Source organism: Clostridium beijerinckii, assembly GCF_018223745.1.
In the GTDB taxonomy this organism is placed as follows: domain Bacteria; phylum Bacillota; class Clostridia; order Clostridiales; family Clostridiaceae; genus Clostridium; species Clostridium beijerinckii.
Window position 1 is genome coordinate 4,570,750 of the sequence record NZ_CP073653.1, and the last position, 24,276, is coordinate 4,595,025.

At 29.8% G+C, this 24,276-nt stretch carries 21 protein-coding genes and 1 other annotated feature; of the genes, 1 reads left to right on the plus strand and 20 read right to left on the minus strand.

The window, feature by feature from the left end:
- Positions 1 to 73: 73 nt before the first annotated feature.
- The 4 genes from KEC93_RS20685 to KEC93_RS20700 form a co-directional block, all read right to left on the minus strand.
- Positions 74 to 1,789 (minus strand): ribonuclease J, encoded by a 1,716-nt coding sequence (locus tag KEC93_RS20685; protein ID WP_077308963.1) that lies wholly within the window; start codon positions 1,787 to 1,789, stop codon positions 74 to 76.
- Positions 1,790 to 2,022: 233 nt separating this feature from the next.
- Positions 2,023 to 2,793, minus strand: coding sequence for a DUF4931 domain-containing protein (locus tag KEC93_RS20690; RefSeq protein WP_017209112.1), 771 nt, complete (start codon positions 2,791 to 2,793; stop codon positions 2,023 to 2,025).
- 28 nt (positions 2,794 to 2,821) lie between these two features.
- Positions 2,822 to 4,795, minus strand: a complete 1,974-nt coding sequence (gene pulA / locus KEC93_RS20695; protein WP_077869830.1) for a type I pullulanase — start codon at positions 4,793 to 4,795, stop codon at positions 2,822 to 2,824.
- A 99-nt stretch (positions 4,796 to 4,894) separates the two neighbouring features.
- Positions 4,895 to 6,238 carry an alpha-amylase family glycosyl hydrolase gene (locus KEC93_RS20700; protein WP_077869831.1) on the minus strand — a complete coding sequence of 448 codons (1,344 nt, stop codon included), beginning with the start codon at positions 6,236 to 6,238 and terminating at the stop codon, positions 4,895 to 4,897.
- Positions 6,239 to 6,497: 259 nt separating this feature from the next.
- On the opposite strand from KEC93_RS20700, the gene KEC93_RS20705 reads away from it, so the two are divergent.
- Positions 6,498 to 6,971 (plus strand): hypothetical protein, encoded by a 474-nt coding sequence (locus KEC93_RS20705; protein WP_017209115.1) that lies wholly within the window; start codon positions 6,498 to 6,500, stop codon positions 6,969 to 6,971.
- Positions 6,972 to 7,041: 70 nt separating this feature from the next.
- Here KEC93_RS20705 and KEC93_RS20710 read toward each other — a convergent pair whose 3' ends face one another.
- The 16 genes from KEC93_RS20710 to KEC93_RS20785 all read right to left on the minus strand — a co-directional run bounded on the left by KEC93_RS20710 (position 7,042) and on the right by KEC93_RS20785 (position 24,152).
- Positions 7,042 to 8,070, minus strand: a complete 1,029-nt coding sequence (locus tag KEC93_RS20710) for an alpha/beta fold hydrolase (RefSeq protein ID WP_077869832.1) — start codon at positions 8,068 to 8,070, stop codon at positions 7,042 to 7,044.
- Between the two features lie 299 nt (positions 8,071 to 8,369).
- On the minus strand, positions 8,370 to 9,437 hold the full coding sequence (locus tag KEC93_RS20715) for an HD-GYP domain-containing protein (RefSeq protein ID WP_077869564.1): 1,068 nt from the start codon (positions 9,435 to 9,437) through the stop codon (positions 8,370 to 8,372).
- A gap of 339 nt (positions 9,438 to 9,776) precedes the next feature.
- On the minus strand, positions 9,777 to 9,935 hold the full coding sequence (locus KEC93_RS20720) for a hypothetical protein (RefSeq protein ID WP_171787104.1): 159 nt from the start codon (positions 9,933 to 9,935) through the stop codon (positions 9,777 to 9,779).
- 117 nt (positions 9,936 to 10,052) lie between these two features.
- Positions 10,053 to 10,400 (minus strand): arsenate reductase family protein, encoded by a 348-nt coding sequence (locus tag KEC93_RS20725; RefSeq protein ID WP_017209118.1) that lies wholly within the window; start codon positions 10,398 to 10,400, stop codon positions 10,053 to 10,055.
- 396 nt (positions 10,401 to 10,796) lie between these two features.
- A complete protein-coding gene (gene deoD / locus KEC93_RS20730; protein WP_012060299.1) occupies positions 10,797 to 11,510 on the minus strand; it encodes a purine-nucleoside phosphorylase in 714 nt (237 codons plus the stop codon).
- Positions 11,511 to 11,584: 74 nt separating this feature from the next.
- Positions 11,585 to 12,235, minus strand: a complete 651-nt coding sequence (gene deoC, locus KEC93_RS20735) for a deoxyribose-phosphate aldolase (RefSeq protein WP_077869563.1) — start codon at positions 12,233 to 12,235, stop codon at positions 11,585 to 11,587.
- Between the two features lie 210 nt (positions 12,236 to 12,445).
- Positions 12,446 to 13,330: an ABC transporter permease gene (locus KEC93_RS20740; RefSeq protein WP_077869562.1), complete on the minus strand. Its 885-nt coding sequence runs from the start codon at positions 13,328 to 13,330 to the stop codon at positions 12,446 to 12,448.
- Positions 13,320 to 14,447 (minus strand): ABC transporter permease, encoded by a 1,128-nt coding sequence (locus KEC93_RS20745; RefSeq protein WP_077869561.1) that lies wholly within the window; start codon positions 14,445 to 14,447, stop codon positions 13,320 to 13,322. The genes KEC93_RS20740 and KEC93_RS20745 overlap by 11 nt, the downstream gene beginning before the upstream one ends.
- A complete protein-coding gene (locus KEC93_RS20750) occupies positions 14,422 to 15,972 on the minus strand; it encodes an ABC transporter ATP-binding protein (RefSeq protein WP_077869560.1) in 1,551 nt (516 codons plus the stop codon). Before KEC93_RS20750 ends, KEC93_RS20745 begins: the two co-directional genes overlap by 26 nt.
- Before the next feature lie 196 nt (positions 15,973 to 16,168).
- Positions 16,169 to 17,227 (minus strand): BMP family lipoprotein, encoded by a 1,059-nt coding sequence (locus tag KEC93_RS20755; protein WP_077869559.1) that lies wholly within the window; start codon positions 17,225 to 17,227, stop codon positions 16,169 to 16,171.
- 251 nt (positions 17,228 to 17,478) lie between these two features.
- Positions 17,479 to 18,495, minus strand: a complete 1,017-nt coding sequence (locus KEC93_RS20760; RefSeq protein ID WP_077869558.1) for a LacI family DNA-binding transcriptional regulator — start codon at positions 18,493 to 18,495, stop codon at positions 17,479 to 17,481.
- Between the two features lie 420 nt (positions 18,496 to 18,915).
- Positions 18,916 to 20,088, minus strand: coding sequence for an aminotransferase class I/II-fold pyridoxal phosphate-dependent enzyme (locus tag KEC93_RS20765; RefSeq protein WP_077869557.1), 1,173 nt, complete (start codon positions 20,086 to 20,088; stop codon positions 18,916 to 18,918).
- On the minus strand, positions 20,085 to 20,564 hold the full coding sequence (locus KEC93_RS20770; RefSeq protein ID WP_026888442.1) for an Lrp/AsnC family transcriptional regulator: 480 nt from the start codon (positions 20,562 to 20,564) through the stop codon (positions 20,085 to 20,087). Before KEC93_RS20770 ends, KEC93_RS20765 begins: the two co-directional genes overlap by 4 nt.
- Positions 20,565 to 20,620: 56 nt before the next feature.
- Positions 20,621 to 20,886 (minus strand) — a binding site (T-box leader).
- Between the two features lie 288 nt (positions 20,887 to 21,174).
- On the minus strand, positions 21,175 to 21,330 hold the full coding sequence (locus KEC93_RS20775; RefSeq protein WP_012060308.1) for a zinc-ribbon domain-containing protein: 156 nt from the start codon (positions 21,328 to 21,330) through the stop codon (positions 21,175 to 21,177).
- A gap of 242 nt (positions 21,331 to 21,572) precedes the next feature.
- Positions 21,573 to 23,849, minus strand: a complete 2,277-nt coding sequence (gene clpA / locus KEC93_RS20780) for an ATP-dependent Clp protease ATP-binding subunit ClpA (protein ID WP_023973135.1) — start codon at positions 23,847 to 23,849, stop codon at positions 21,573 to 21,575.
- Between the two features lie 3 nt (positions 23,850 to 23,852).
- A complete protein-coding gene (locus KEC93_RS20785) occupies positions 23,853 to 24,152 on the minus strand; it encodes an ATP-dependent Clp protease adaptor ClpS (RefSeq protein ID WP_039768318.1) in 300 nt (99 codons plus the stop codon).
- Positions 24,153 to 24,276: the final 124 nt, after the last annotated feature.

A 24,276-nucleotide genomic window follows, 5' to 3' on the forward strand; every position in this document is an offset into this window, starting at 1 on the left:
TTAAAAAGCCATTTCTACATGCAATAATAACTTTTAACTATTTATTATCTCTGTTTTTCATGGAACTACCTAATTATAATTCAACAATTACTGGTAATATCATTGGCTTTCTCTTCATTTTTGTATAAACATAATTGTCAACTTCTCTTCTTATTCCATTCTTTATTTCCGCCCATTGAGTTATGTTTCTATCTAAGCATTTTTCTACAACGTTAGTAACTATATTTCTAACTTCGTCTATTAATTCTTCAGAGTTTCTTACATATACGAAACCTCTTGACACTATGTCTGGACCGGATATTATAATTTTATTTCTTATGTCTATAGCTATAACCACTGTGATTATACCATTCTCTGCTAGATTCTTTCTATCCCTAAGAACCATACTTCCTATATCTCCAACCCCCATACCATCTACAAGAACTCTTCCAAATGGCACTTTTCCTGATACTTTTCCAGTAGCTCTAGTTAATTCAAAAACATCACCATTTTCTAAAATAAATGTCTTAGATTTATCTACTCCCATACTTTCTGCTATTTTAGCATGAGTAATTAAATGCTTATACTCACCATGAACTGGTATAAAAAATTTTGGTTTTAATAAAGCTTGAATTAGCCTTAATTCTTGTTCACAGGCATGCCCAGAAACATGTATATCCTCTATTGATTTATAGATTACATTGGCGCCTTTCTTTATTAAATCATTTATTAAGTTAGATACTGCCTTCTCATTGCCAGGTATAGGACTTGCCGAGATAATAACCATATCTCCTTCTATTATTTGTATATGCCTATGTGTTGATGCAGCTATTCTTGATAATCCTGCCATAGATTCTCCCTGACTTCCAGTTGTAACAATAGTTAACTTATCATCTGGATAATTCTTTATTTCATCTAGACTTATTATCATATCTTCTGGAATAAGTAAATATCCGAGTTCCATAGCAACTTCAGATATATTTTCCATGCTTCTACCGCTAAAAGCTATTTTTCTGTTATATTTTATTGAACAATCACTAATTTGTTGTAATCTATGAACATTTGATGCAAATGTAGATACTATAATCCTACCAGTAGCCCTACTGAAAAGATTCTCTAGTGTTTCTCCAACTGTTTTTTCTGACATTGTGTAGCCTTTATGAAGAGCATTAGTGCTATCTGCCATTAAGAGAAGTACACCTTTCTTCCCCAACTGAGCATATCTTTGCAGATCCATAACCTTCCCATCTATTGGTGTGAAATCCACTTTAAAATCACCGCTATGAACAATAACTCCTATTGGGGTATGCAATGCAATAGAACAGCTATCAGGTATACTGTGGTTATTTCTTATATATTCAATTTTTATTTGCTCTAATTTTATTAGTTCTCCCGGTTCAACAACATTTAATGTACAGTCACTAAGCATAGTATGCTCTTTTAATTTACCTTCTATTAATCCAAGTGTTAATCTAGTTCCATATATAGGAACATTAATTTGCTTTAATACATATGGTAGTCCTCCAATGTGATCTTCATGTCCATGGGTGATAAAGATCCCCTTAACTTTATTCTTATTTTTAATCAGATATGTTACATCTGGAATTACTATATCAATTCCATATAGGTCTTCATCTGGGAATGCTAATCCACAATCTATAACTATTATCTCATTATCGTATTCAAAAGCAGTCATATTTTTTCCTATTTCACCAAGTCCACCTAATGGAATTATCTTAAGTGGAATTTGTTTAGATTTTGTTTTTTTATTGATTTTATTTTCACTAATTCCAATTTCATTATTCTCCATATCATCACACCTCAAAAGTTTTTATTCTATACTTTAATTATTTGCAATTAACTTTAAATATATAAGTACACTTTAAAATTTATTTTAACCTAAAAAGTAGCATTATAATTTCAAAATTATAATGCTACTTTCTATAGTTATATTCGTCTTTAAATATCATTAGATCATTTCGATATTAATCCCATAAATTATATTAATATATAGAATATGCATGGAATAATATCTTAATATTTTTACTGAAAATACATTGCTTTTAATTTATCAGCTATTTCATTTTCACAACTTGATATTTGTCTAATTCCATATCCAAGAAGCAATGGTGAACTACTGAATCTTGGCATGACCTTACATAAAATTTTATTTTTTATATGATAAAAAAATATATTAAAGCTATCACACTTCACAAAATAATTATTTAAAAGGTAATGAACTACCTTTCTAAGATTATATGCCAACTCATTTAATGCATATAAATCATCATTTATAATTATATTAAATTCAGTAAATCCATTAAATGGTTTATGTGATAGATTAACTAAACAATTATCACTTTTATGAATTTCTATTCCTTCAAAATAATCATCTTTTATATTTAATTTATAATCAATATCATCAAGACCTACTATCTGCATATGAGGATGTTTTAAGCTTCCGCCAGAATTTGGACCATGATTTTTATAAAATATTACTGATTTATATTCTCCGCTTGCCTCTATTCTTAGCCAATGTTTAACACTAAATCTTATTAAATCCTCCATATACTCTGCAGAATACTGTCCCATATCAGTATTACAATTATACGTTTCTATAATAACTAATTGATAAGTATCTTTTATAGTTGGATACTTATTTTTTAGTAATACAAATGGCCCGTCTTCATCAATAACATCTGTAAGTGTCTCTCTATTGCAAAACGGACATTCCTTTATATTTATTTTTTTAAATTCATTTGGCTTATCCTTATTAATTTCATTTAAAAATACTAAATACTTATCGTTTCCCATTTATATCACCAAAAACCTTCCATCAAAATCATTTTTTAATTAATACATGTGCACACTTTGAAGGAACAGTTATACTATTACCTTCTATCGCGTAAATTTCATCTACTCCAGCTCTTTCCTTATTAACAAGGACACTCCATCCACATTCTTTTAAATCTATAAATGCTTCCTCATCATTTGGGTTAAATATTACAACTATAGTATTACACAAGTTTTTCTCACTGTTATCTTCTATCTTATATGCTACAACATTTTCTTTGTAAAAATCCTCTCCATACTCTAAAAATGTTAAATTCTTTCTAATTTCTTCGCTTGAATTCATTCTGAACGCTTTATATTTCTTTCTTAATTTAATTAGACCTTTATAGTAATTTACAATTTCTTTATATTCAAAAACTCTATCCCACTCTAAATTATTTACGCTATCAGGAGCATTATAACTATCATGACTAAAGCTTCCATCATCATTTTTCTTAGTCCTTAAAAATTCTTCTCCCGCTTGAAAGAAAGGTATCCCTTGAGATGTTAAAACTATAGCCGCTGCTAACTTGTTCATATTCTTACGTTTTTCTTGAGAAGACTCATTGTTAGTTAAATATAGTTTATCCCATAATGTATAATTATCATGAGCCGAAATGTAATTTATACATTGATAAGGCTCATTTGCCCATGCAAAGCGTGAGTATATGACTTTATCATAGTTAATGCCTTGTTTACCAGTAGCTCCTACAATGCAGAATTTAATACTTTCTTCAAGCCCTGTTCTACCATTTACATATCCTTTTTCATTTATATTAAACACATGTCCTTTAACTGAATCTCTAGTATCATCACTAAATGCTGCAATTTGCATTTTATCAAATTTCACTATATTTTGCTTTACTGATGACTCTTCACCACTTAATGGAGTCCAGCCTCCAGTCCAACCTTCACCATACATAAGTATAGATGTATCAATCTTATCTAACTCAGCTCTAATTTGCTTCATAGTCTCAATATCATGTAAACCCATTAAATCAAATCTAAATCCATCTATATGATATTCCTTAGCCCAATAAATTACTGAATCAACAATAAGTTTTCTTACCATATATCGTTCTGAAGCTAATTCATTGCCACAACCAGATCCATTTGAAAAATTTCCATTTTGATCCTGTCTATAATAATATCCTGGTACTGCCAGATTAAGATTAGATTCATGACTTTTATAGGTGTGATTATAAACCATATCCATAACAACTCTAAGTCCAGCTTCATGTATACTTTTAACCATTTCCTTAAATTCTCTAATTCTCTTTTCTCCATTAAAAGGATTTGTTGAATACGATCCCTCTGGCGCAAAATAATTCTTTGGATCATATCCCCAATTATATTGTGGCATATCTGGTTTACTTTCGTCAACAGTTTCATAATCAAATGCCGGAAGTAAATGAACATGAGTTATTCCCAATTCCATTAAATAATCTATTCCTGTCTTTGTATATTTTCCTGGAATTGTAGTCCCATGCTCACAAAACCCGGTATACTTTCCTTTTTTATTTGAGCTTATTCCTGAATTCTCATTTATTGAAAAATCTCTTACATGAACCTCGTATATTACAGCTGCCGTTGCGGAGCTTAGCTCTGGTTTTCTATCTTCCTCAAAATTTATTGGATCTGTTTTTTTAAGATCTATTACCATTCCTCTGTTTCCATTAACCCCAAGGGCTTTTGCATATGGATCTACAACTTCTCTTTCATTTCCACTATTAATTATTAAGTAATTATAAAATTCACCTTCAAGATCTCTTTTCACCTCTATGTTCCAAGTTCCTTGTACTCCTCGATTCATGTCTAATATTTCTTCTGGTGCATTTGTATAATTCTTTTCATCCTTTCCAAACAGCGCCAGTCGAACATTATTTGCATTTGGTGCCCAAACTATAAATTTTGTACCATCTTTACAATATTCTGCACCAAGATTCCCATCATAGTTATTGTACTCATTATCTAATAAATTCATTATATTATTACCCCTTTTACTAGTTTTATTAAATGTTTTTCATGTAAATAATATTTACCCTATCCATATATTCTTAAATTCTAGCAGATTATCTCCATGTTACTTTCTTAATTCTGTTATTATTTTACCCGAAAATGCTGGGACCACTATGCTTGTTTCATTAGCATTAATCACTATTTCATTTTCATCTAATAAATCAATACCTTTTTCGAAGGGTAATTTAAATTCTAAAACACTTTCTTTATCAGATAAATTTAATATTACAAAAACTCTATCATTATCAGTATTTCTAGAAAATATGAATTGTTCATTCTTAACAACCACTTGTTCATAATCCCCATATTTTAAAGCTTCACTATTAATTCTAATATTACCTAACTTTTTAATTAATTCAAATAACTTATCATCTTGTTCATCTATTTTTCCAAATTCTAATTCTGGTCTTAAAGGTAAGTCTGTACCATTTCCTTTAACTCCCTTAAGACCATATTCACTCCCATAATATACACTTGGCACACCAGGCATTGTATAAAGCAATATATATGAATTATATATATATTCTGGTTTTTTTAGTGTACTTGCTAGTCTGTTAACATCATGATTATCAACGAAGTTATATAGACATAAATTTTTATAAATTCCACCTGTGCCAAATAATCTATTTAATGAATATGCAATTTCAAAGTAGTTCTTATCATTATGACTTGAATAAATTCCCTTATAGCATTCATAATTTGTCACAGAATCTAGACTTTCAGTATTTGCCCATCTGTTATAATCTCCATGAATAACTTCGCCCATTAACCAAAAATCCTTCTTCTTTCCTTCTACAAATCTCTTTAAAACTTTAAAAAACTCAAAATCAATGCTATCAGCTGCATCTAATCTTAACCCATCTATATTAAATTCATCTATCCATGTACTTACAGCCTGTAGCAAATGATTTATAACTTCTTCATTTTTCAAATTAAGTTTGACTAAATCATAACAGCCATTCCAGCTTTGATAATTAAATTCATCCCCCATTGGACTTTTGCTATTGAAATTTAAATCTGCAAACCAGCTACAATACTTAGAATTTACTCCGTTTATCTGAACATCTTTAAATGCCCAAAATTCTCTTCCTACATGATTAAATACCCCATCTAAGATTATTCTTATATCATTCTTGTGTAACTGCTCACATACTTCTTTAAAATCCGCATTAGTTCCAAGTCTTTCATCAACTTTGTAGTAATCCTTGGTATCATAACCATGATAACTCGACTGAAAAATTGGTGAAAAATAAACAGCATTAATTCTCATTTCTTTTAAATGAGGTATCCATTTTTCAATTTTGTTTAACCTATTTTTTTTATCATATACTTTACCTGGTTCTAAAACACCACAAAATCCAAGTGTATAGAATTGATAAAATATACTTTCCCTAATCCATAAATTCATAATCTCATCCCCTTTGGTTTATATACATTATACCACTTTGACGCCATTTTTTTACACCACTAGTTTATAAATAATAAACCTGATTTTTAGACGCCCTTATATTTATCACCTTCCTAATTATATAAAAACTCTCCATAATTAGAAATACATATTGGAAGTTTATATATTTTATTTCTATAATAAGAAAATTTATATAAATATTATTATCATTTTTGTCACATACTAGATATTGAAATTAAATATCTACGGAGGTATAAAAATGAATACAAAAGCTATAAAATACATAACAACTTTCTTATTGGCAATAAATTGCCTAACATTTCTTCCTAAACCAACAGTTGCAAGTGCAGCTTCTTACTCACTTGGCGGCTTAAAGATTTCAACTTACTATGCTCATAAAGATAAATCTAATGGTTTTAATGTGTTTGGAGAGGAAAATTATAAATATCTTTCTGCCGAACAAAAAAAGGAATTGCTTGAATTAAAAAAATGTAAAAATAAAGGTCAGGATCTTTCAGAAGAGCAACAGAAAACTCTACATTCACTTATAGATTCCATCATCAAAGGAAAACTCGGAGATAAGGACTATGTAGATTTTAAAAGTTTAGTTGAAAAAAAACGTTCTAATGAGAATTTAACAGATGAAGAAAATGAACGATTAAAGGATTATACGGATATTATTAATGGTAACAAACTTTCAACGAAAGATATACTTAGTCAATTTCTAAGATAAATTGTATCTCATGCTTATAAAAGAACAAACTCTAATCGATAGGATTTGTTCTTTTAACGTTATATTATTATTAAATGCTATTTTCGTAGAATGACAACACCCTATTAAAGAAAGAAAAAGCTATTTCATCTCTTTCAAAATACGATTCATGTTTAGAGCCTTTCATATAAACCACCTTACAATCTTTAGCATGATGCGCAAACCTATTCTGTGCTTTTGGGATAACATGTGTATCATATTCAGCTTGAAATAATAGTATTGGTACCATTATTTTTGATATATTCTTTCTTCTAATTAGTTCTTTAGTTGCTTTTAAACTTTCGATATACCATAAAGCCGATGATCCACCACTATGATAATTATCATTCTTTTTAATCTTTTCCAAAAGATATTGATATCGCTCCTTACAACTAGTCGATCTACTGTAAAAATCCTTCTTTTCAGCATATGGCTTCTGGCCTGGAAGATATGAATTTCCTTTTCCGCAAACCCTCATTGCTTTAGAAATAATATTTGCTAAAATCTTAGGTGCTTTCCCAGTATTAATTTCATGCATTGGTGAACTTAACACTGCAGCATTAAAATAACTATTATATTTCTCTAAAAAAACAGTACCTATACATCCTCCCATAGAATGTGCAAATAATAACAACTTCTTATTCCTACTATCTGGAATAACAATTTCATCTATAAACTTTTTGAAATCTTCTACATAGTAATCAAAGTTTTCAACATTAATCTGATAATTATCCATCCCAAGTCTTTGTGATCTACCATGCCCTCTATGTTCAAGAATAAAAACAGAGTAGTTTTCCTTTATAAAATAATAAATTAGTTCATTGTATTTTTCAGTAAATTCTCCAAATCCATGACAAATGACTATATTAGCTTTTGGCTTCTTTACAATGAATTTTTCGTAATAAAGTTTTAAGTCATTTGCTCCTAGAATATAGCCACTTTCTAGATTCTTCTTTAGATAAGGTTCAACTATATTTATCATTTTTTCCTTATAATTATCTTGTGAAATATATATTTCAAGATACTTATCCTTAAAATTTGAGTATGAAGATGCCGTTAATGCTAAGTTATCTTCATTCATAATCTTCCCCTCCCTACCTATAAATTTTGGAATCAAAATTTATCTTAACTATTAATATAAATTACTTATTTTAAATCCATTATAATTTCAAGTTAAAATATAGATTGATTTATAAATTTACATACAAAAATAAGGTAAATATTTTAAATAAAATTTACTTATTAGAAATTTTTTAAAACAACTACCTTATTATATACTATTTATCACATTTTTATTTTAAATTTATTTATTTCTAGTTAAATTATATTAATCTCTAATTATATTTTCGTAATAGTTATAAACTACATAAACTTTCTATTTTATAATAATATCTCTTTAATATATAATTTCTTTTCTTTTTCCAAATCTATAAACTCTTCGCCCTTCAAAATCAGAGGCTTTTCTAAATTATTTACATTCATCTGTATTATCTTGCATTTTTCATTAGTATTTAATAATACCTCTTCACCTGTATAATAATCTATAACATGCTCTAAAAATATCTTTACATATTCGTAATCTAGTTTTCCTAAACTTTCGTTTTTAACTATTTGCAATGCTTCAAATGGAAGCCTTTTTTTCTTATATCCTCTATTAGAATTAATTGCATCAAATACATCAGCTATAGCGATGATTTTTGCAAAAGGATGTATAGCTTCCCCCTTTAGCCCAAGCGGGTAACCAGACCCATCTAATCTTTCATGGTGCATCAGTACCCCATAGCTCACAGCCTTGTCCAAAAATGAAAGTTCTTTTATTACCATATATCCTTTCTGAGCATGGGTTTTTATTGTATTAAATTCATTTTGTGTTAATCCTACTTCTTTCATTAATAATTCTCTTGCTATTTTTGTCTTTCCAAAATCATGAAGAATTGCTGAATATACTAATAAATTTAACTTCGCCTTTTCTAATCCTGTCCATTTTCCTATGAGTGCACTTAGTGCTGCTACATTTACTCCATGTCTATATATTGAATCTGTTCCACTTCCATAAAGAACTATATTCTTTATAACCAAGCTACCTGGCTGTATCTCATTTTGAATTTTTCTAGAAAATTCCCTCACTTCGTTTAGAGCTTCTTCATTGTTATTGACAAGTTGTCTAAAAGTTTTTCTTAATGCTAAAGAAATTTCATTGAATTCATCTTCAATCTTTTTACATTGTGTCTCTTTCTTTAATTCCACTTCACTACTTTTTGCAGCTGTATTTTCACAATATATCTCTACATTTCCGATAACATATAACTTTTTTATTTTTTCTATAATTTGTTCAGTTACCGAAATATCCTTTTTAAGTAATACACTCCCATTTTGCTCTACATTTTTAGCTATTACCATTCCTTCTTTTAACTGGTTAAAGCTTATTACTTTTGTACTCTTCTCCATAATACTCACACCCATCATATAACAAATTTTATGTCTCTAAGTATAGACAGAATATATATCTATCTCTATGACCTAAAAATTAAAAAATCCCCTAATTAAATATATAAGAACAATAATAAATAAGATTATATTAAACTTATAAAACAATATTCGAGTAAAAATTTATTTATTATTTATATTATTCTATATCTTTTATATTTTGTCAAAATAAGTTTTAATTTATTTTGAATTGTAGTTCTTCCATAATATTGAGAAAATATATGTATATAATATAAGGATGAAATTTAACTTCCATCCTTACACTACATCACTTCTACTATGACTCTATTTATACACACATTATTCTATGGGAGACGCTTTCTTATTTCCAGTCTTAGCTTTTCCTTGTATCTCCATTGGAACATCTTTTACATCATTTTTTTTATAATGTGTTTTATGATTACTTTCTGTTCCATGTGGTTCACTTGGGTCTGGTCTTCTCATTCCTGCTTTTGCCATAACTACTTCATATCCTTTCTAAAATAATCTCAATTTTAGTATTCTAAAAAAATTCTATAGTATACATGAGATTAAATAGAAACTGTTGGTATAGTAGCATCATCTTCAAAAATTATTTTAGTTGTTTTCTATCCATCTATTCCATTCTTCTGCTTTATATCCAACTGTTGCTTCTTTACCATTTCTTACTATAGGCGTATTTATAACTTTTTGATTTTTTAATAATAATTCTGCTTTAATTTCTGCACTTCGTATATTATTAAAGTTTAATTTTACATATTCCTTTGCCTTCGTATTTATTAATTCATTAATACTCACCGCTTTAATTATGTTATTAAATTCGCCTTTGCTCATAGGCTTTTCATTTAAATCGATAAACTGAAATTTTATATTTCTTTCTTTAAAAAATCTTTCTGCCTTTTTAGTATCAAAGCATTTCTTAGTTCCAAATATTTGTATATTCATAAATTCATTTCACTTACTTTCATTTTAATTTTCTTTAGGTCTCCTCACACAATATTCCAATCTATGTATTATTTTAAATTATATATATATTTAAATATATGTGTTGCAATTCACAATGCACATTTCATAATTCACAATAATGGTTAAAATTCATGCACTATCTTTAGAATTATTATGAAGCATTATTTTTACAATATATTGATGGCTAAATCATAGTTTGATTATGGACAAAAAACAAATATATTTTGACCTTATATTGTGTATTAACAATTTAAAATTTGCATTATAACAAAAGAAAATCCTTACTTTTAATTATATACTAATTACTAGCATATGATTATCTCTAACCTCAAGTAAGAATCTTCTCTTTCAAATTGCTATTTTAACTCTTTTATACTAATTCTCTATTTTTGCTATAGTATCTAAAGCAACTTCCATCATATTTGTAAATGTCAATTGTCTTTCTTCTGCGCTTGTAACTTCTCCAGTTACAAAGTGATCGCTTACTGTAAGTAAAGCTAATGCATTAACTCCAAATTTAGCTGCAATTGTATATAACGCTGCTGCTTCCATCTCTACTCCTAAGCAACCAAACTTAGCCCACTTCTTCCAATCTTCATCATCATCGCCATAAAATACATCAGAGCTATATATGCTACCAACTTTAGGATCAAAGCCTTTTTCAACCGCTATATCGTATGCTGGTTTCAATAATTCAAAACTTGCTGTTGGTGCAAATGTTCTACCTTGAAATCTTACTAAATTAAGATTTGAATCTGTTGATGCAGACATAGCTATTATAAGATCTCTAACCTTAACTTTTTCGCTATATCCACCGCATGTTCCAACTCTTATAAGATTTTTAACCCCATAACTTTGTATCAATTCATTTGCATATATTGAAATTGAAGGTATTCCCATTCCTGTTCCCTGAACTGAAATTTTCTTACCTTTATATGTTCCTGTAAACCCATACATACCTCTAACTTCATTATAGCAAACTACATCTTCCAAAAAGTTTTCTGCTATAAACTTTGCTCTTAAAGGGTCTCCTGGTAATAATACGCTTTCTGCAATAGCACCTTCAGGTGCATTAATATGAACACTCATTTTTTACCTCCATAATTTTAACCACATCATCTCAATTAATGATCAATATATTTAAACTATTTTATAATAATAATTTATTTGCTTTCACTAACTATAGATATACTAGCACTAGCACCAATTCTACTTGCTCCTGCATTTATCATATCCATAGCAGCTTTGAAGTCTCTAACTCCACCTGATGCCTTTACGCCTAAATCTGGTCCAACAGTTTTTCTCATTAAAGCAATATCTTCCTTAGTTGCTCCACCAGTAGAAAATCCTGTTGATGTTTTAACAAAATCAGCTTTAACTTCTTTAGCTATTTCGCAAGCTTTAACTTTCTCCTCATCAGTTAATAAACATGTTTCAATAATAACTTTAACTAATGCTTTTCCCTTGGCTGCATTTACAACTGCTTCTATATCTTCTTTAAGTAAACTATAATTTTTATCTTTTAATGCCCCAACATTTATAACCATATCTATTTCAGTAGCTCCATTTTCAATGGCTTGATTTGTTTCAAAAGCTTTAGCTTCCTTTGTCATTGCACCTAATGGAAATCCAACAACTACACATGTCTTCACATCAGTTCCCATAAGTTCACTACTTACTAATTTTGCATAACATCCATTTACGCAAACTGAAGCAAAATTGTATTCTTTAGCTTCCTTACATAATTTTTTTACATCCTCTACTGTTGCTTCTGGTTTTAATATTGTATGATCTATATATTTAGCTATATTCATATTTCATTACTCCTTAAATTTATTTTATAACTATATATGTTACAATTCACAATGCACATTTCACAATTACGGCTAAAATTCTTTCAATGTTTCTAGAATTATGATGTAGAATTATTCTGCGACATATATATAACTATAATTCGAATTAACACTCAGCACTTTCATCGAAATTTTCGCAGTCCTGTGAAATAACAATGTTTTTTCTTTCTATTAACGAGTACCTTTTTCGTATGGAACTCCATCAGCTTTTGGTGCAACTGATTTTCCAACAAAAAGAATCAATACTACAATTGTTAGAATATATGGTAACATTGCAAGTATTTGCGAAGGAATAGCAAAGTTTCCACCACCTAATACAACTGTTAATGCTTGAGCAAATCCAAATAATAAGCAAGCTCCGTATGCGCCATGTGGAGTCCATTTACCAAAAATAACTGCTGCTAATGCAATAAAGCCTTGACCACTAATTGCTGTTGGGGTGAATTGCGCTATTATTGCAAGAGTCATAGATGCTCCGCCAAATCCTGCAAGTATTCCAGAAATCATAACACACACATAACGAGTTGCAGTTACACTTATTCCAAGAGTATCTGCAGCTGCTGGATGCTCTCCTACAGCACGAATACGTAGTCCCCATTTAGTTTTATATAAAATGAACCAAATAACTACTGTAATTAAAAGTGCTATAAAAACTGTAATATCTACTCCAAATACTTTAGGTAATTTAGTAACTACTGGTTTAGTCATAGTAGCTCCTTCAAATAATAACCTGCATGTAAATAAAGAGAAACCTGCACCCAATAAATTTATAGCAATACCTGATATTGTCTGATCCGCATTGAATGTTATAGATGCAACTGCATGTAATAAAGCCATTATTCCACCTGCAATTCCTGCAGCTAAAAATCCAAGCCATGCATTTCCAGAATAATATCCTACTGCCGCACCAGTAAATGCACCTATAGTCATCATACCTTCAATTCCGATATTTACAACTCCAGAACGTTCAGAAACAACTCCTCCTAATGCTCCAAATATTAACGGTGCTGAGTACATTAGTGTAATACCTATTAATAGTGCAATACTATTTAACATTCTTTTCACCTCTCTTTAAAAGTCTGTCAGCTAAAGCAGGTACAATCTTAGTTAATGCTACGAAAAATACAATAGTACCTATCATTATATTTATTATTTCCGATGGTGCACCTATTGCAGATTGTACAGATTGGCCTCCATATAGTAATCCACCATATAACAATCCTCCAAAGATACAACCAATAGGTGAACTTCCTGCAATTAATGCAACTGATAATCCGTTAAATCCATTATTTTCAAAAGCAGCCATAGTAGATAACTTATGAGGTGCTGTGCCTGTAATAGCTAGTGCTCCAGCAAGACCTGATAATGCACCTGCAATTACCATTGATTGAATTATATTACGATTAACATTTATTCCGGCAAATTCTGCTGCATCTTTATTTAATCCCACTGCACGTAATTCGTATCCCTTTGCTGATTTATATAATAAAACTGATATAACTACAGCCATTATAATAGCAACAATAATTCCAATATTAACATCTGTTTTTAACAAGACTTCTGATAACCATTTGTTGTGAGAAAGAAATTCTATTCCAGCATCAGATGTCTTCCAATTACCAAGTATAGTAGTAAATCCAGATTCATTAATCATATAAGTGCTTGTTGAATCCGGTTGGTGAAATACATCTGTTGATACAACGAAATTAGATAAATATAATGCAATCCAATTCAGCATTATACTGGTTATAACTTCATGTATTCCGAATTTCGCCTTAAGAATTCCCACAATTCCACCAAATACTGCTCCAGCAGCTACACCAGCTAAAATTACTAAAGGAATTTCTAATATTGCTGGCAAATTTAATTTAATTCCAACTATAGTTGATGCAATTGTACCTATTATATATTGGCCTTCTGCTCCAATATTGAACAAACCTGTTTTAAAGGCAAATGCAACACTTAAACCAGTTAAAATAATAGGAGTGGCCTTGATAATTGTATTAGATATATATTTAGGTTTTGAAAAAATACCATTAAAAAGTGCGCTAAAAGCATCTATTGAGTTATACCCTGCAATACCAAGAACTATTGCAGAAACTACAAAACCAAAAAATATTGCAATGAATGTTGAAGTAACTGGTTTTTTAAGAATCTTTGCCACTGTTTTCATTTCTTTTACCTCCTGCCATTAATAAACCTATTGTATTTTCATCAACTTCTCCCTGCTTAAATGTATCTACAATAGTCCCTGCATAAATTACAGCTATAGTATCAGAAACATTCATAACTTCATCAAGTTCAAATGAAACCAACAGAACAGCTTTGCCTTTATCTCTTTCCCTTATTAATGTTTTATGAACATATTCAATTGCTCCTACATCAAGTCCACGAGTTGGCTGCACTGCAATTAATAAATCTGGATCATTAGCCACTTCTCTTGCAATTATAACTTTTTGCTGATTCCCTCCTGATAATCCTCTAACGGGAAGTAATTCACAATTATCAGGTCTTATATCATATTGTTTTATCATATCTTTAGTATGAGATATGATTTCATTTTTATTTAAAAAGCCATTTTTACAATATGGTTCGCTTTTATATTTTTCTATAACTACATTATCAGCAACACTAAAATCTAATACAAGTCCTCGTCTTTGTCTATCTTCATGTATTGTTGAGACCTTATTCTTAATAACATTTTCTGTTGTAGTATTTTGTATCTCTACTCCATTTATTTTAATGGTACCGCTTTCACATTTTGTTAGGCATGTAATTGCTTCAATTAATTCTTTTTGTCCATTGCCATCAATTCCAGCAATACCAACAATTTCACCTTTATGTACTTTAAGTGATAAATCTTTAACTGCATCTAGCTTTCTTTCATCTTTTACAGTTAAATTCTCTATTTCAAAGACAACTTCATCTGGTTTTGCAGGCTCTTTATCAACAACTAACTTAACTGCATGACCTACCATCATAGTAGCAAGTTCTGATCCTGTTATCTCTTTAACATTAACCGTATCTATATATTTTCCTCTACGTATTATTGTGCAGACATCAGAAGATTCTTTTATTTCTTTTAATTTATGCGTAATTATAATTATTGTTTTTCCATCTGCTACAAGATTATTCATAATCTTTATTAAATCTTGAATTTCTTGAGGCGTAAGCACCGCTGTCGGCTCATCTAATATTAACAAATCAGCTCCACGATATAAAGCTTTTAATATTTCAATACGCTGCTGCATACCTACTGAAATATCTTCAATTTTTGCATCTGGATCTACTTCTAATCCATACTTTTTAACAATGTTTAATATTTCTTCGCGAGCTTTTTTCATGTCCAATATTCCAAATTTACTTGTGATTTCACTACCTAATACTATGTTTTGTGTTACTGTAAAATTTTCAACTAACATAAAATGTTGGTGAACCATTCCTATTCCATTTTCGATGGCTATATTAGGGTTTTTAATATTTATCTTTTCACCATTAAGATATATTTCTCCTCGGTCAGCTTGATATAATCCGTAAAGTATATTCATCAGTGTACTCTTACCTGCTCCATTTTCTCCTAATAGTGCATGAATTGTACCTCTTTTAATATCAATATTGATATCATCTAAGGCACAGAATGAACCAAACATTTTTGTAATTCCACGCATTTGCACTGCATATTGTTTGCTAATTTCCATACCAAGTCCTCCCTTAATTAATAATATGCTTTGCTAACAGTGAATCACTAGCTAGCAAAGCCATCCCAATTTCATATTTGCCATATATATATTACAATTTATTTTCTACATTTTAGACTTAAGCCATTGCACATAGCTTTCTAGAACCTTAAATGTAAATTCATCATTGCCACACATATACATTATTTAATTATTCTTATTTACCAAAGCTCTTAAATGTTTCTTCATTATAAGGTGGAACTATTGAACCATCTTTAATTTTGTCTTGAACTGCCATAGCTGCTTTATATACTGCTGGATCCATATTCTTGTTTTCAGTCGGAATTCCTACTGCATTTTCTTTTAATCCATAAGTATAAGTTTTACCACCAATTTTAGTTCCATTCATAGCTTCTTTTGAAAGATTTTCAACTGCAACATTTGCAAGTTTTAATGCTGATGTTAATACATTATCAGGAGCTAAATATGCTTGGTCACGGTCAACACCTATTGCAAACTTGTTTGCTTCTTTAGCTGCTTCAATTACACCTACACCAACTCCACCTGCTGCATGGAATACGATATCGCATCCAGAAGAGAACATCTTATTTGCAATTGCTTTTCCTTTTGATGCATCAGAGAAACTTTCAGCATATTGAACATCTACAGTAATATCTTTACCTAATTCTTTTGCTGCATATTGTACACCTGCTTGATATCCAAATTGGAATTGATCTATAATTCCACTTTTTATACCTCCAACAAATCCAACTTTACCTGTTTTTGTTGTTTTAGCTGCTACATATCCAACTATAAATGAAGGTTCTTGTGCATTAAACATAACTCCTGTTACATTGGCTGGAGTATCATCCCCATATGAATTATCAACTATAGCATAATTGACATCTGGATTTGATTTTGCTGCTTTTAATATTGCATCTGACATTGCAAATCCAATACCCCAAACTAATTTATTGCCACTATCAACAACTTTATCTAGATTAGTAGCGTAATCAGATTCTTGCTTAGATTCTAAGTAACTAACTTTTGCACCTTTATTGTTTTTTTCGAAATTTTGTAGACCTTCCCATGAAGATTGATTAAATGATTGGTCATTTACCCCACCTGTATCAGTTACCATAGCAACTTGATATTCTTTTGCATTGCTGCTTCCTTTGTCGGCAGTACTAGTACCGCTTCCACTTGATCCGCATCCAGCAAATAACGTTACTGTTATTGCTGAAACTGCTAATAATGATAATAATCTCTTTTTCATTAACCTTCCTCCTAAAATATAAGAATTAATATTTAAACTCATGGATAATATCCACGATTTAAATTTAATAAAACAATTATTATAAATATTCTTCTAATTAATTATATTTATAATATGTTGACTTTAATATTACGAATATGTATTCAACTTGTGCCTATGTATATATGTTGTAATTCACAATTACCACTAAAATTCTTGCAATCTTTTTTAAAATTATGATGAAGAATTATTTTTGCAGCGTATATATAAATTTATATCTTTTTCTCTGAACCTTTAACTACAATTTGTGGTGCAATAATCATTCTTCTCACACAATCATCCTCAGTACTACTGATAATATCAACCAGCATATCCATAGACGCTCTGCCCAACTCAATCGGACAATCTTCCATATATGTAATATTTAATCCTACGATGTCTAAAAAGTCAATCTTATCAAAGCCCACTATAGCCAAGTCTCTAGGAATATCCTTATTATCTTCTTTTAACGCTTTTATAACACCCATTGTCATCATGTTACTGCAAACAACCAATGCTGTAGGACGGTCTTTTTCTTCAAATAATTTCTTAGTCAACTCATATGCTTTATCTATCTTAAAATCTCCATATAAAACATACTTATTGCAAAAATCAATATCATTTTCTTTTAATGCTTTTTTATAGCCCTCTAATCTATCCATTACTGGTTCTGAACTCAATAATCCTGTCATTATTCCAATCTTAGTATGACCTTCTTTAATTAGCAGGTTTGTTGCCTCAAATCCACCTTTTATATTATCTACAAAAACTCCATTTAACTTTGTAAATTTAACATCAGCCGAAACTAATATTATAGGAATATTTAAAGTATTTATTGTTTTAATATAATTTTCATTGAATTTTTCTTCACCAAATCCTGGGGTCATTATAATTCCTTTAATTCTTTGTTCTTTAAGCAATTTAAGAGCACGCACTTCCTTCTCTAAATAATTATCTGTATTAAATAAAATTATATTCAGATTATTTCTTTCTGCCCTCTCACTTACTCCTTTTATAATTTCTCCAAAATATGCATTAGTTATATCTGGAACGATAACTCCTATAGTATTAGTCTCGCATTTCGACAAACTTCTTGCAATTGCACTCGGTGTATAATTCATTTCTTTTATTGCGACTACTATTCTTTGCCTAGTTTCTTCTTTTACATAACCTGAATTATTGAGAACTCTTGAAACTGTTGCCGAGGATACTTTAGCCCTTTTCGCAATATCATTTATAGTAACTGACATAACACCCCACCTCGTCAAATTTTTTTCATAATTCATCCAAATTTATTACATTATTAAAACTAAATCGTGAAATACTATTATTATATCCTAGATTAATTTATAACTTGAATTCTTAATTTCTAAGGCTTTAAGCCAAGTTATTTTTAAGTCGAACTATTTATGGTATCGCTTCCACACTTATAATAATATATTAGGAATATGATGTCAATATTCATAGGTTTATTGATTTCACTATAATATTTATCAATACTACATGCCATTTATCTTCAGTTTAAGCCATTCTATGCCCATACTAGTATAAATTATGCTATATATATTTACAAACTTTTTTTATTAATATAATTTTATTTCACTCTTTTCTAAGTCTATATTAAAGGAGTAATCTAACGTATTTTCATACTTAAACCACTCCTTTTTTTATTATTTCTCTTTTAATTTATCAAGAAATCTCTTTGTTCTCTTCAGTGCTTCCATAATATCCTCCATTGATGACGCATAACAAACTCTTATAAATCCCTCTCCACAATCACCAAAAGCATTTCCTGGAATAACTAATACTTTTTTATTTATAAGCAGTTGTTCACAGAATTCATCTGATGTTATACCTGTAGATTTAATACTTGGAAATAAATAAAATGCTCCAAGAGGCTCAAAACACTCTAACCCCATCTTTCTAAATCCATCCAATAGAACTCTTCTTCTTCTATTATATTCCTTACACATTTCTTCTACACTTTTATCACCACTTTTTAAAGCTTCAATCGCTGCATACTGAGCAGTTGTTGGTGAACACATAAGAGCATATTGATGAATTTTCTTCATTGCTTCTATTAGAATCGGATGTCCACAGATATATCCAAGTCTCCATCCTGTCATAGCATATGATTTAGAAAATCCATTTATAACTAAAGTCTTATCTCTCATTTCTGGAAAAGATGCTATTGAAACATGCTTCTCTCCATAGCAGAGTTCTGAGTATATTTCATCTGAAATTGCAATAATATTTTTATCTTTAAGAACTTCTACTATTCCTGCTAGTTCATCTCTAGTCATTATTGCACCTGTTGGGTTGTTAGGGAACGGTATTATAACTACCTTTGTTCTAGGTGTAATTGCTTTTTCCAAAGCCTCAGGCGTAAGTTTAAATTCATCTTCTGCTTTAAGATTCAAAACCTTAGCTATTGCTCCAGTAAATGCAGTACATCCTTTGTATGCAACAAAGCTTGGCTCCGGAACTATAACCTCGTCCCCAGGCCCAACTAACGCCCTAAGTGCTATATCAATTCCTTCACTTCCTCCAACAGTAACTATTATTTCATCCTCTGGATTATAGTTAAGGTTAAATCTTCTATGAAGGTACTTTGATATCTCACTACGAAGTTCAATAAATCCTGCATTAGATGAATAATGAGTATGACCTTGCTCCAAAGAATATATCCCGGCTTCTCTCACATTCCATGGAGTTACAAAATCCGGTTCTCCTACACCTAGAGAAATAACATCCTCCATTTCATTTATTATATCGAAATATTTTCTTATTCCTGACGGAGGCATATTTTTTACGTTGTCTAAAATCATGTCTTCTAATTTCATATAAATATTGCCTCCCTATCTTCTAATTTCTTTTCTTTAAAGATCTTTCCATGGTCCTTATATTTCTTTAATACAAAATGAGTACCTGTGCTTAATACATATTCTTGAACTGCTAGTTTTTCTGATACAAAAAGAGCAACTTCCTTCATGGTTTTTCCTTCAACAATAACCGTTAAATCAAAGCCTCCAGACATTAAGTAGCATGCTTTTACTTCTAAAAATTTATATATTCTTTCTGCAACTTTATCAAAACCAACGCCTCTTTGAGGTGTTATTTTAACTTCTATTAATGCTGTCACTGTTTCACTACCTGTATTTTCCCAATTTATAAGTGTTGTATAACCTGCTATAATACTTTTCTCCTCATAGTCTCTAATCGCTTCTCTAACTTCCTCAACAGTTTTTCCTGTCATAATTGCTATTTGTTCATCACTGTATCTACTATTCTTTTCTAATATTTCAAGTATTTCCTCCATTGAAAATAACCCCCTTGTTTTTAATATATTTAAATAAAAAAAGTCTTCCATCCCACACAAGGGACGAAAGAACTACTTCGCGGTACCACCCTAATAAACAACTAAAAAATTGTTCACTCAGTTAGAGTACATAAATACTCCACCTCTATAACGTGAGGAACACGTTATAACCTAATTAAAAATTCTTATCTTCTCAGAATTTTTATTTCTCAGTTATAAAATTCAAAGGCTGCTTCTATAAATTATACTTACCAGATTCCACCAAACTCTAGCTCTCTTAAAAGTTTACCATCTATATACTATTCCTTATCACTATCTTTAAAATATTATTTTTAATTTAGTCTCAATTCTAATATAAAATTTTAAATAAAAAAATCATATGAATAAATTTTCCACTGTTCTTTATCTAAATCTTTCTTTATATTATACTAGCAAAAGTACAAAAAATTCAATATATTTTTTATATTTTTTTATTTAAATACAGATTATTCTATTGAATTAATCAAAATTGACCCTAAAAAATATATTTATATCATATAAAAATAAAAAGGAGCATAAGATTTAATCATTCTTATGCTTCTTACTCAATCAATAGAAACTTTATTACTTTCTATCTTCTATTGTTTTGTTGCTTTCTAGCTCTCCTGCAGTCAGGACATCTTACTGGTTCATTTTCAAAACCTTTTTCCTTATAAAATTCTTGTTCTCCTACAGTAAAAACGAACTCTCTTCCACAATCTTTGCATATTAATGTCTTATCTTCCATTCTAATGTTCCATTGCTCAAGTTAAAATAACTTTGCAATAGTTCACCTCCTCTTTTTGCTTAAAAATTTCTTTTTGTCATTTAATATTATGTCTGTCTTCATAATTTTTATTCAAAAACATGTTATTATATAGTTTATATTTAATTATCATGTAATCTCTCCAGATGATATTACATAGGACTAGGACTCTTTTACATTTATTTTTTCATATATAATAATGAATCACATTACTTTAAGTAGATTTAATTGATCTTCAACTCAAATTTTTCATTTACAAAATCAATTACACACTTTCCACCTTCGCTTAGCTTTCCAAATAAAATTTCATCAACAAGTAATGGTTTTATATTCGAAGCTATAACTCTTGCTATTTCTCTTGCCCCAAATTCCTCTGATGTTCCTATTTTAGCAATGTGATTTACACATTCTTCACTAAATTCTATTTCAACATTTTTAGAATTCAATTTATCTTTAAAGTTATTTAATTGCTTTTTAGCAACATTTGCTGCCATAATATCAGTCATTCCATTAAATACTATTATTTTATCCAGTCTATTTCTAAATTCAGGTGTGAAGAACTTTTTAACTTCTTCCATTATAGCTTCACCTTTGACTTCTCTATCTCCGAAACCAATAAGCTTTTTACCTATATTTCTCGCTCCAGCATTAGAGGTCATTATTATTATTGAGTTTCTAAAATCAGCTTTCCTGCCTTTATTATCAGTAAGTGTGGCATAATCCATAACCTGAAGCAATACACCCAAAATATCCGGGTGTGCCTTTTCTATTTCATCCAGTAATAATACGCAATGTGGCGTTTTTCTTATTGAATCAGTTAAAAGTCCGCCTTCTTCATAACCTACATATCCTGGAGGTGATCCTATGAGTTTTGCAGCTGAATGTTTTTCAGTATATTCACTCATGTCAAATCTAATCAAATCTATTCCTAGAGTTTTAGATAAGCATCTAGCAATCTCTGTTTTTCCAACTCCAGTAGGCCCAACAAAAAGCATCGATGCTACTGGCTTATCTTCATCGTTTAATCCAGATCTAGACATCTTTATACATCTTACAACTTCTTCAATGGCTTTATCCTGTGAAAATATATTTTCCTTTAAGTCCTTTTCTAAGTGCTTTAAAGAACTTATCTCGCTACTTTCCACAGTTTGCTTTGGAATATTACAAATCTTTGATATTATTTCCTCAATAGTTTTTCTGTCAACTATAATCTGCTCATTCATATCTTCATTATGCATACGAACATAAGCTCCAGCTTCATCTATAATATCTACAGCCTTATCTGGCAGATATCTGTCATTAATATACTTATCGCTTAGAGTTACTGCATCTCCAATTGCTTCATCTGTATAACTTACATTATGATATTCTTCATAATTCTTTTTAAGTCCATCTAATATTTGTATAGCTTCTTTTATAGATGGTTCTTTAACATCTATTCTTTGGAATCTTCTACTTAATGCTTTATCTTTTTCAAAAAACTTTTTATATTCATCAAAAGTAGTAGCTCCAATAAATCTAATTTTTCCTTCTGTAAGATAAGGCTTTAACAAATTGGACGCATCTAATGCGCCACCATTTAACGCTCCAGCACCTACAATATTATGAATTTCATCTATATATACAATTGGCTTATCTTGTTTGCTAATCAAATCTAAGACTCTTTTTATTCTTTCTTCAAAATCTCCTCTATACTTAGTTCCTGCTATAACAGATCCAATATCTAAAGAAAACATAGAACTTCCTTTTAATTTTTCTGGCACCTTGTCTTCACTTATTAACTTTGCAAGTCCTAAAGTTATAGCAGTTTTACCAACTCCAGACTCACCTACATGTATAGGATTATTTTTTATCCTTCTACAGAGTATCTGTATACTTCTTTCTAAAATATCTTTTCGTCCTATCAATGGATCATTTTCTTCTTCTGTAGCTTTCTTAATAAGGTCTATTGTAAACTTATTAAGAAATGCATCTTCTTTTTTCTTCTCCACTTTTTCTTTACTTTCATTCTCAGTAAATTCATTCTCATCTTCTTTAAAATTTTCTTGCATTTCATCATCATAAGAATTTCGAGTATCTTCATCTATACTATGACACAAAGAATATAGCAAATCTCTTCTTGTAACGCCTTCTTGCTCTAGATAATATCGTGCATAACTATCTTCTAGATTAAAAATTGCAGAGAGTATATGATCTACGTCAATTGCATCTTTCCCGCTATACTTAATTTGTTCATTTGCTGTTAAAATGACTCTTTGAAACTCTATGCTCTCTTGTGGTTCTCCTTGACCAATTTTATTTATATATGTTTTCACGTAAGTTGCCAAATTATATCTTAAATTTTCTAAACTTCCACCACATTCTTTAATAGCATACTCTACATTCTTATCAAAAGTTGCAGCATACAGTAAATGCTCTGGTGTAATATATTCGCTGCTTTTCTCTTTTGCTTCTTGGTATGCTTTAAGTAATATCAAATTAACTTCATTCGTAATTTTCATATTTTACGCCTCCTCTACAGTAAGCTTAAACGGAAAGCCTTTTTCTTTAGCCATTGACATTGCAGTTGAAACTTTAGTAGCTGCTATATCATAACTATATATTCCTGCTATTCCCTTACCCCTTTCATGCACATCTAACATTATCTTCTCAGCATCTATTAACTTTTTATTAAATACAACTACCAGTATATTAATAACGAATTCCATTGTTGTATAATCATCATTATACATAACAACTTTATAATTCTTAGGCTTTTTCACATTAACTTTATTCTTTGGTTTGGTTACAATATTTGTTTCCATATATAATTGTCTATCCCTCCCCGCATATTATCATCATATATATTATTCTAAATAGATATATTTTAACACAATATTTAAGCTTATACCAATAGGATTATAGTAAATTATAGATTCATCATTTATA

Bases quoted from the DNA above. Each gene is read 5' to 3' on its own strand.
- KEC93_RS20685 (WP_077308963.1), bottom strand. From the start codon at position 1,789: ATGGAGAATAATGAAATTGGAATTAGTGAAAATAAAATCAATAAAAAA.
- KEC93_RS20690 (WP_017209112.1), bottom strand. From the start codon at position 2,793: ATGGGAAACGATAAGTATTTAGTATTTTTAAATGAAATTAATAAGGAT.
- pulA (WP_077869830.1), bottom strand. From the start codon at position 4,795: ATGAATTTATTAGATAATGAGTACAATAACTATGATGGGAATCTTGGT.
- KEC93_RS20700 (WP_077869831.1), bottom strand. From the start codon at position 6,238: ATGAATTTATGGATTAGGGAAAGTATATTTTATCAATTCTATACACTT.
- KEC93_RS20705 (WP_017209115.1), top strand. From the start codon at position 6,498: ATGAATACAAAAGCTATAAAATACATAACAACTTTCTTATTGGCAATA.
- KEC93_RS20710 (WP_077869832.1), bottom strand. From the start codon at position 8,070: ATGAATGAAGATAACTTAGCATTAACGGCATCTTCATACTCAAATTTT.
- KEC93_RS20715 (WP_077869564.1), bottom strand. From the start codon at position 9,437: ATGGAGAAGAGTACAAAAGTAATAAGCTTTAACCAGTTAAAAGAAGGA.
- KEC93_RS20720 (WP_171787104.1), bottom strand. From the start codon at position 9,935: ATGGCAAAAGCAGGAATGAGAAGACCAGACCCAAGTGAACCACATGGA.
- KEC93_RS20725 (WP_017209118.1), bottom strand. From the start codon at position 10,400: ATGAATATACAAATATTTGGAACTAAGAAATGCTTTGATACTAAAAAG.
- deoD (WP_012060299.1), bottom strand. From the start codon at position 11,510: ATGAGTGTTCATATTAATGCACCTGAAGGTGCTATTGCAGAAAGCGTA.
- deoC (WP_077869563.1), bottom strand. From the start codon at position 12,235: ATGAATATAGCTAAATATATAGATCATACAATATTAAAACCAGAAGCA.
- KEC93_RS20740 (WP_077869562.1), bottom strand. From the start codon at position 13,330: ATGTTAAATAGTATTGCACTATTAATAGGTATTACACTAATGTACTCA.
- KEC93_RS20745 (WP_077869561.1), bottom strand. From the start codon at position 14,447: ATGAAAACAGTGGCAAAGATTCTTAAAAAACCAGTTACTTCAACATTC.
- KEC93_RS20750 (WP_077869560.1), bottom strand. From the start codon at position 15,972: ATGGAAATTAGCAAACAATATGCAGTGCAAATGCGTGGAATTACAAAA.
- KEC93_RS20755 (WP_077869559.1), bottom strand. From the start codon at position 17,227: ATGAAAAAGAGATTATTATCATTATTAGCAGTTTCAGCAATAACAGTA.
- KEC93_RS20760 (WP_077869558.1), bottom strand. From the start codon at position 18,495: ATGTCAGTTACTATAAATGATATTGCGAAAAGGGCTAAAGTATCCTCG.
- KEC93_RS20765 (WP_077869557.1), bottom strand. From the start codon at position 20,088: ATGAAATTAGAAGACATGATTTTAGACAACGTAAAAAATATGCCTCCG.
- KEC93_RS20770 (WP_026888442.1), bottom strand. From the start codon at position 20,564: ATGGAGGAAATACTTGAAATATTAGAAAAGAATAGTAGATACAGTGAT.
- KEC93_RS20775 (WP_012060308.1), bottom strand. From the start codon at position 21,330: ATGGAAGATAAGACATTAATATGCAAAGATTGTGGAAGAGAGTTCGTT.
- clpA (WP_023973135.1), bottom strand. From the start codon at position 23,849: ATGAAAATTACGAATGAAGTTAATTTGATATTACTTAAAGCATACCAA.
- KEC93_RS20785 (WP_039768318.1), bottom strand. From the start codon at position 24,152: ATGGAAACAAATATTGTAACCAAACCAAAGAATAAAGTTAATGTGAAA.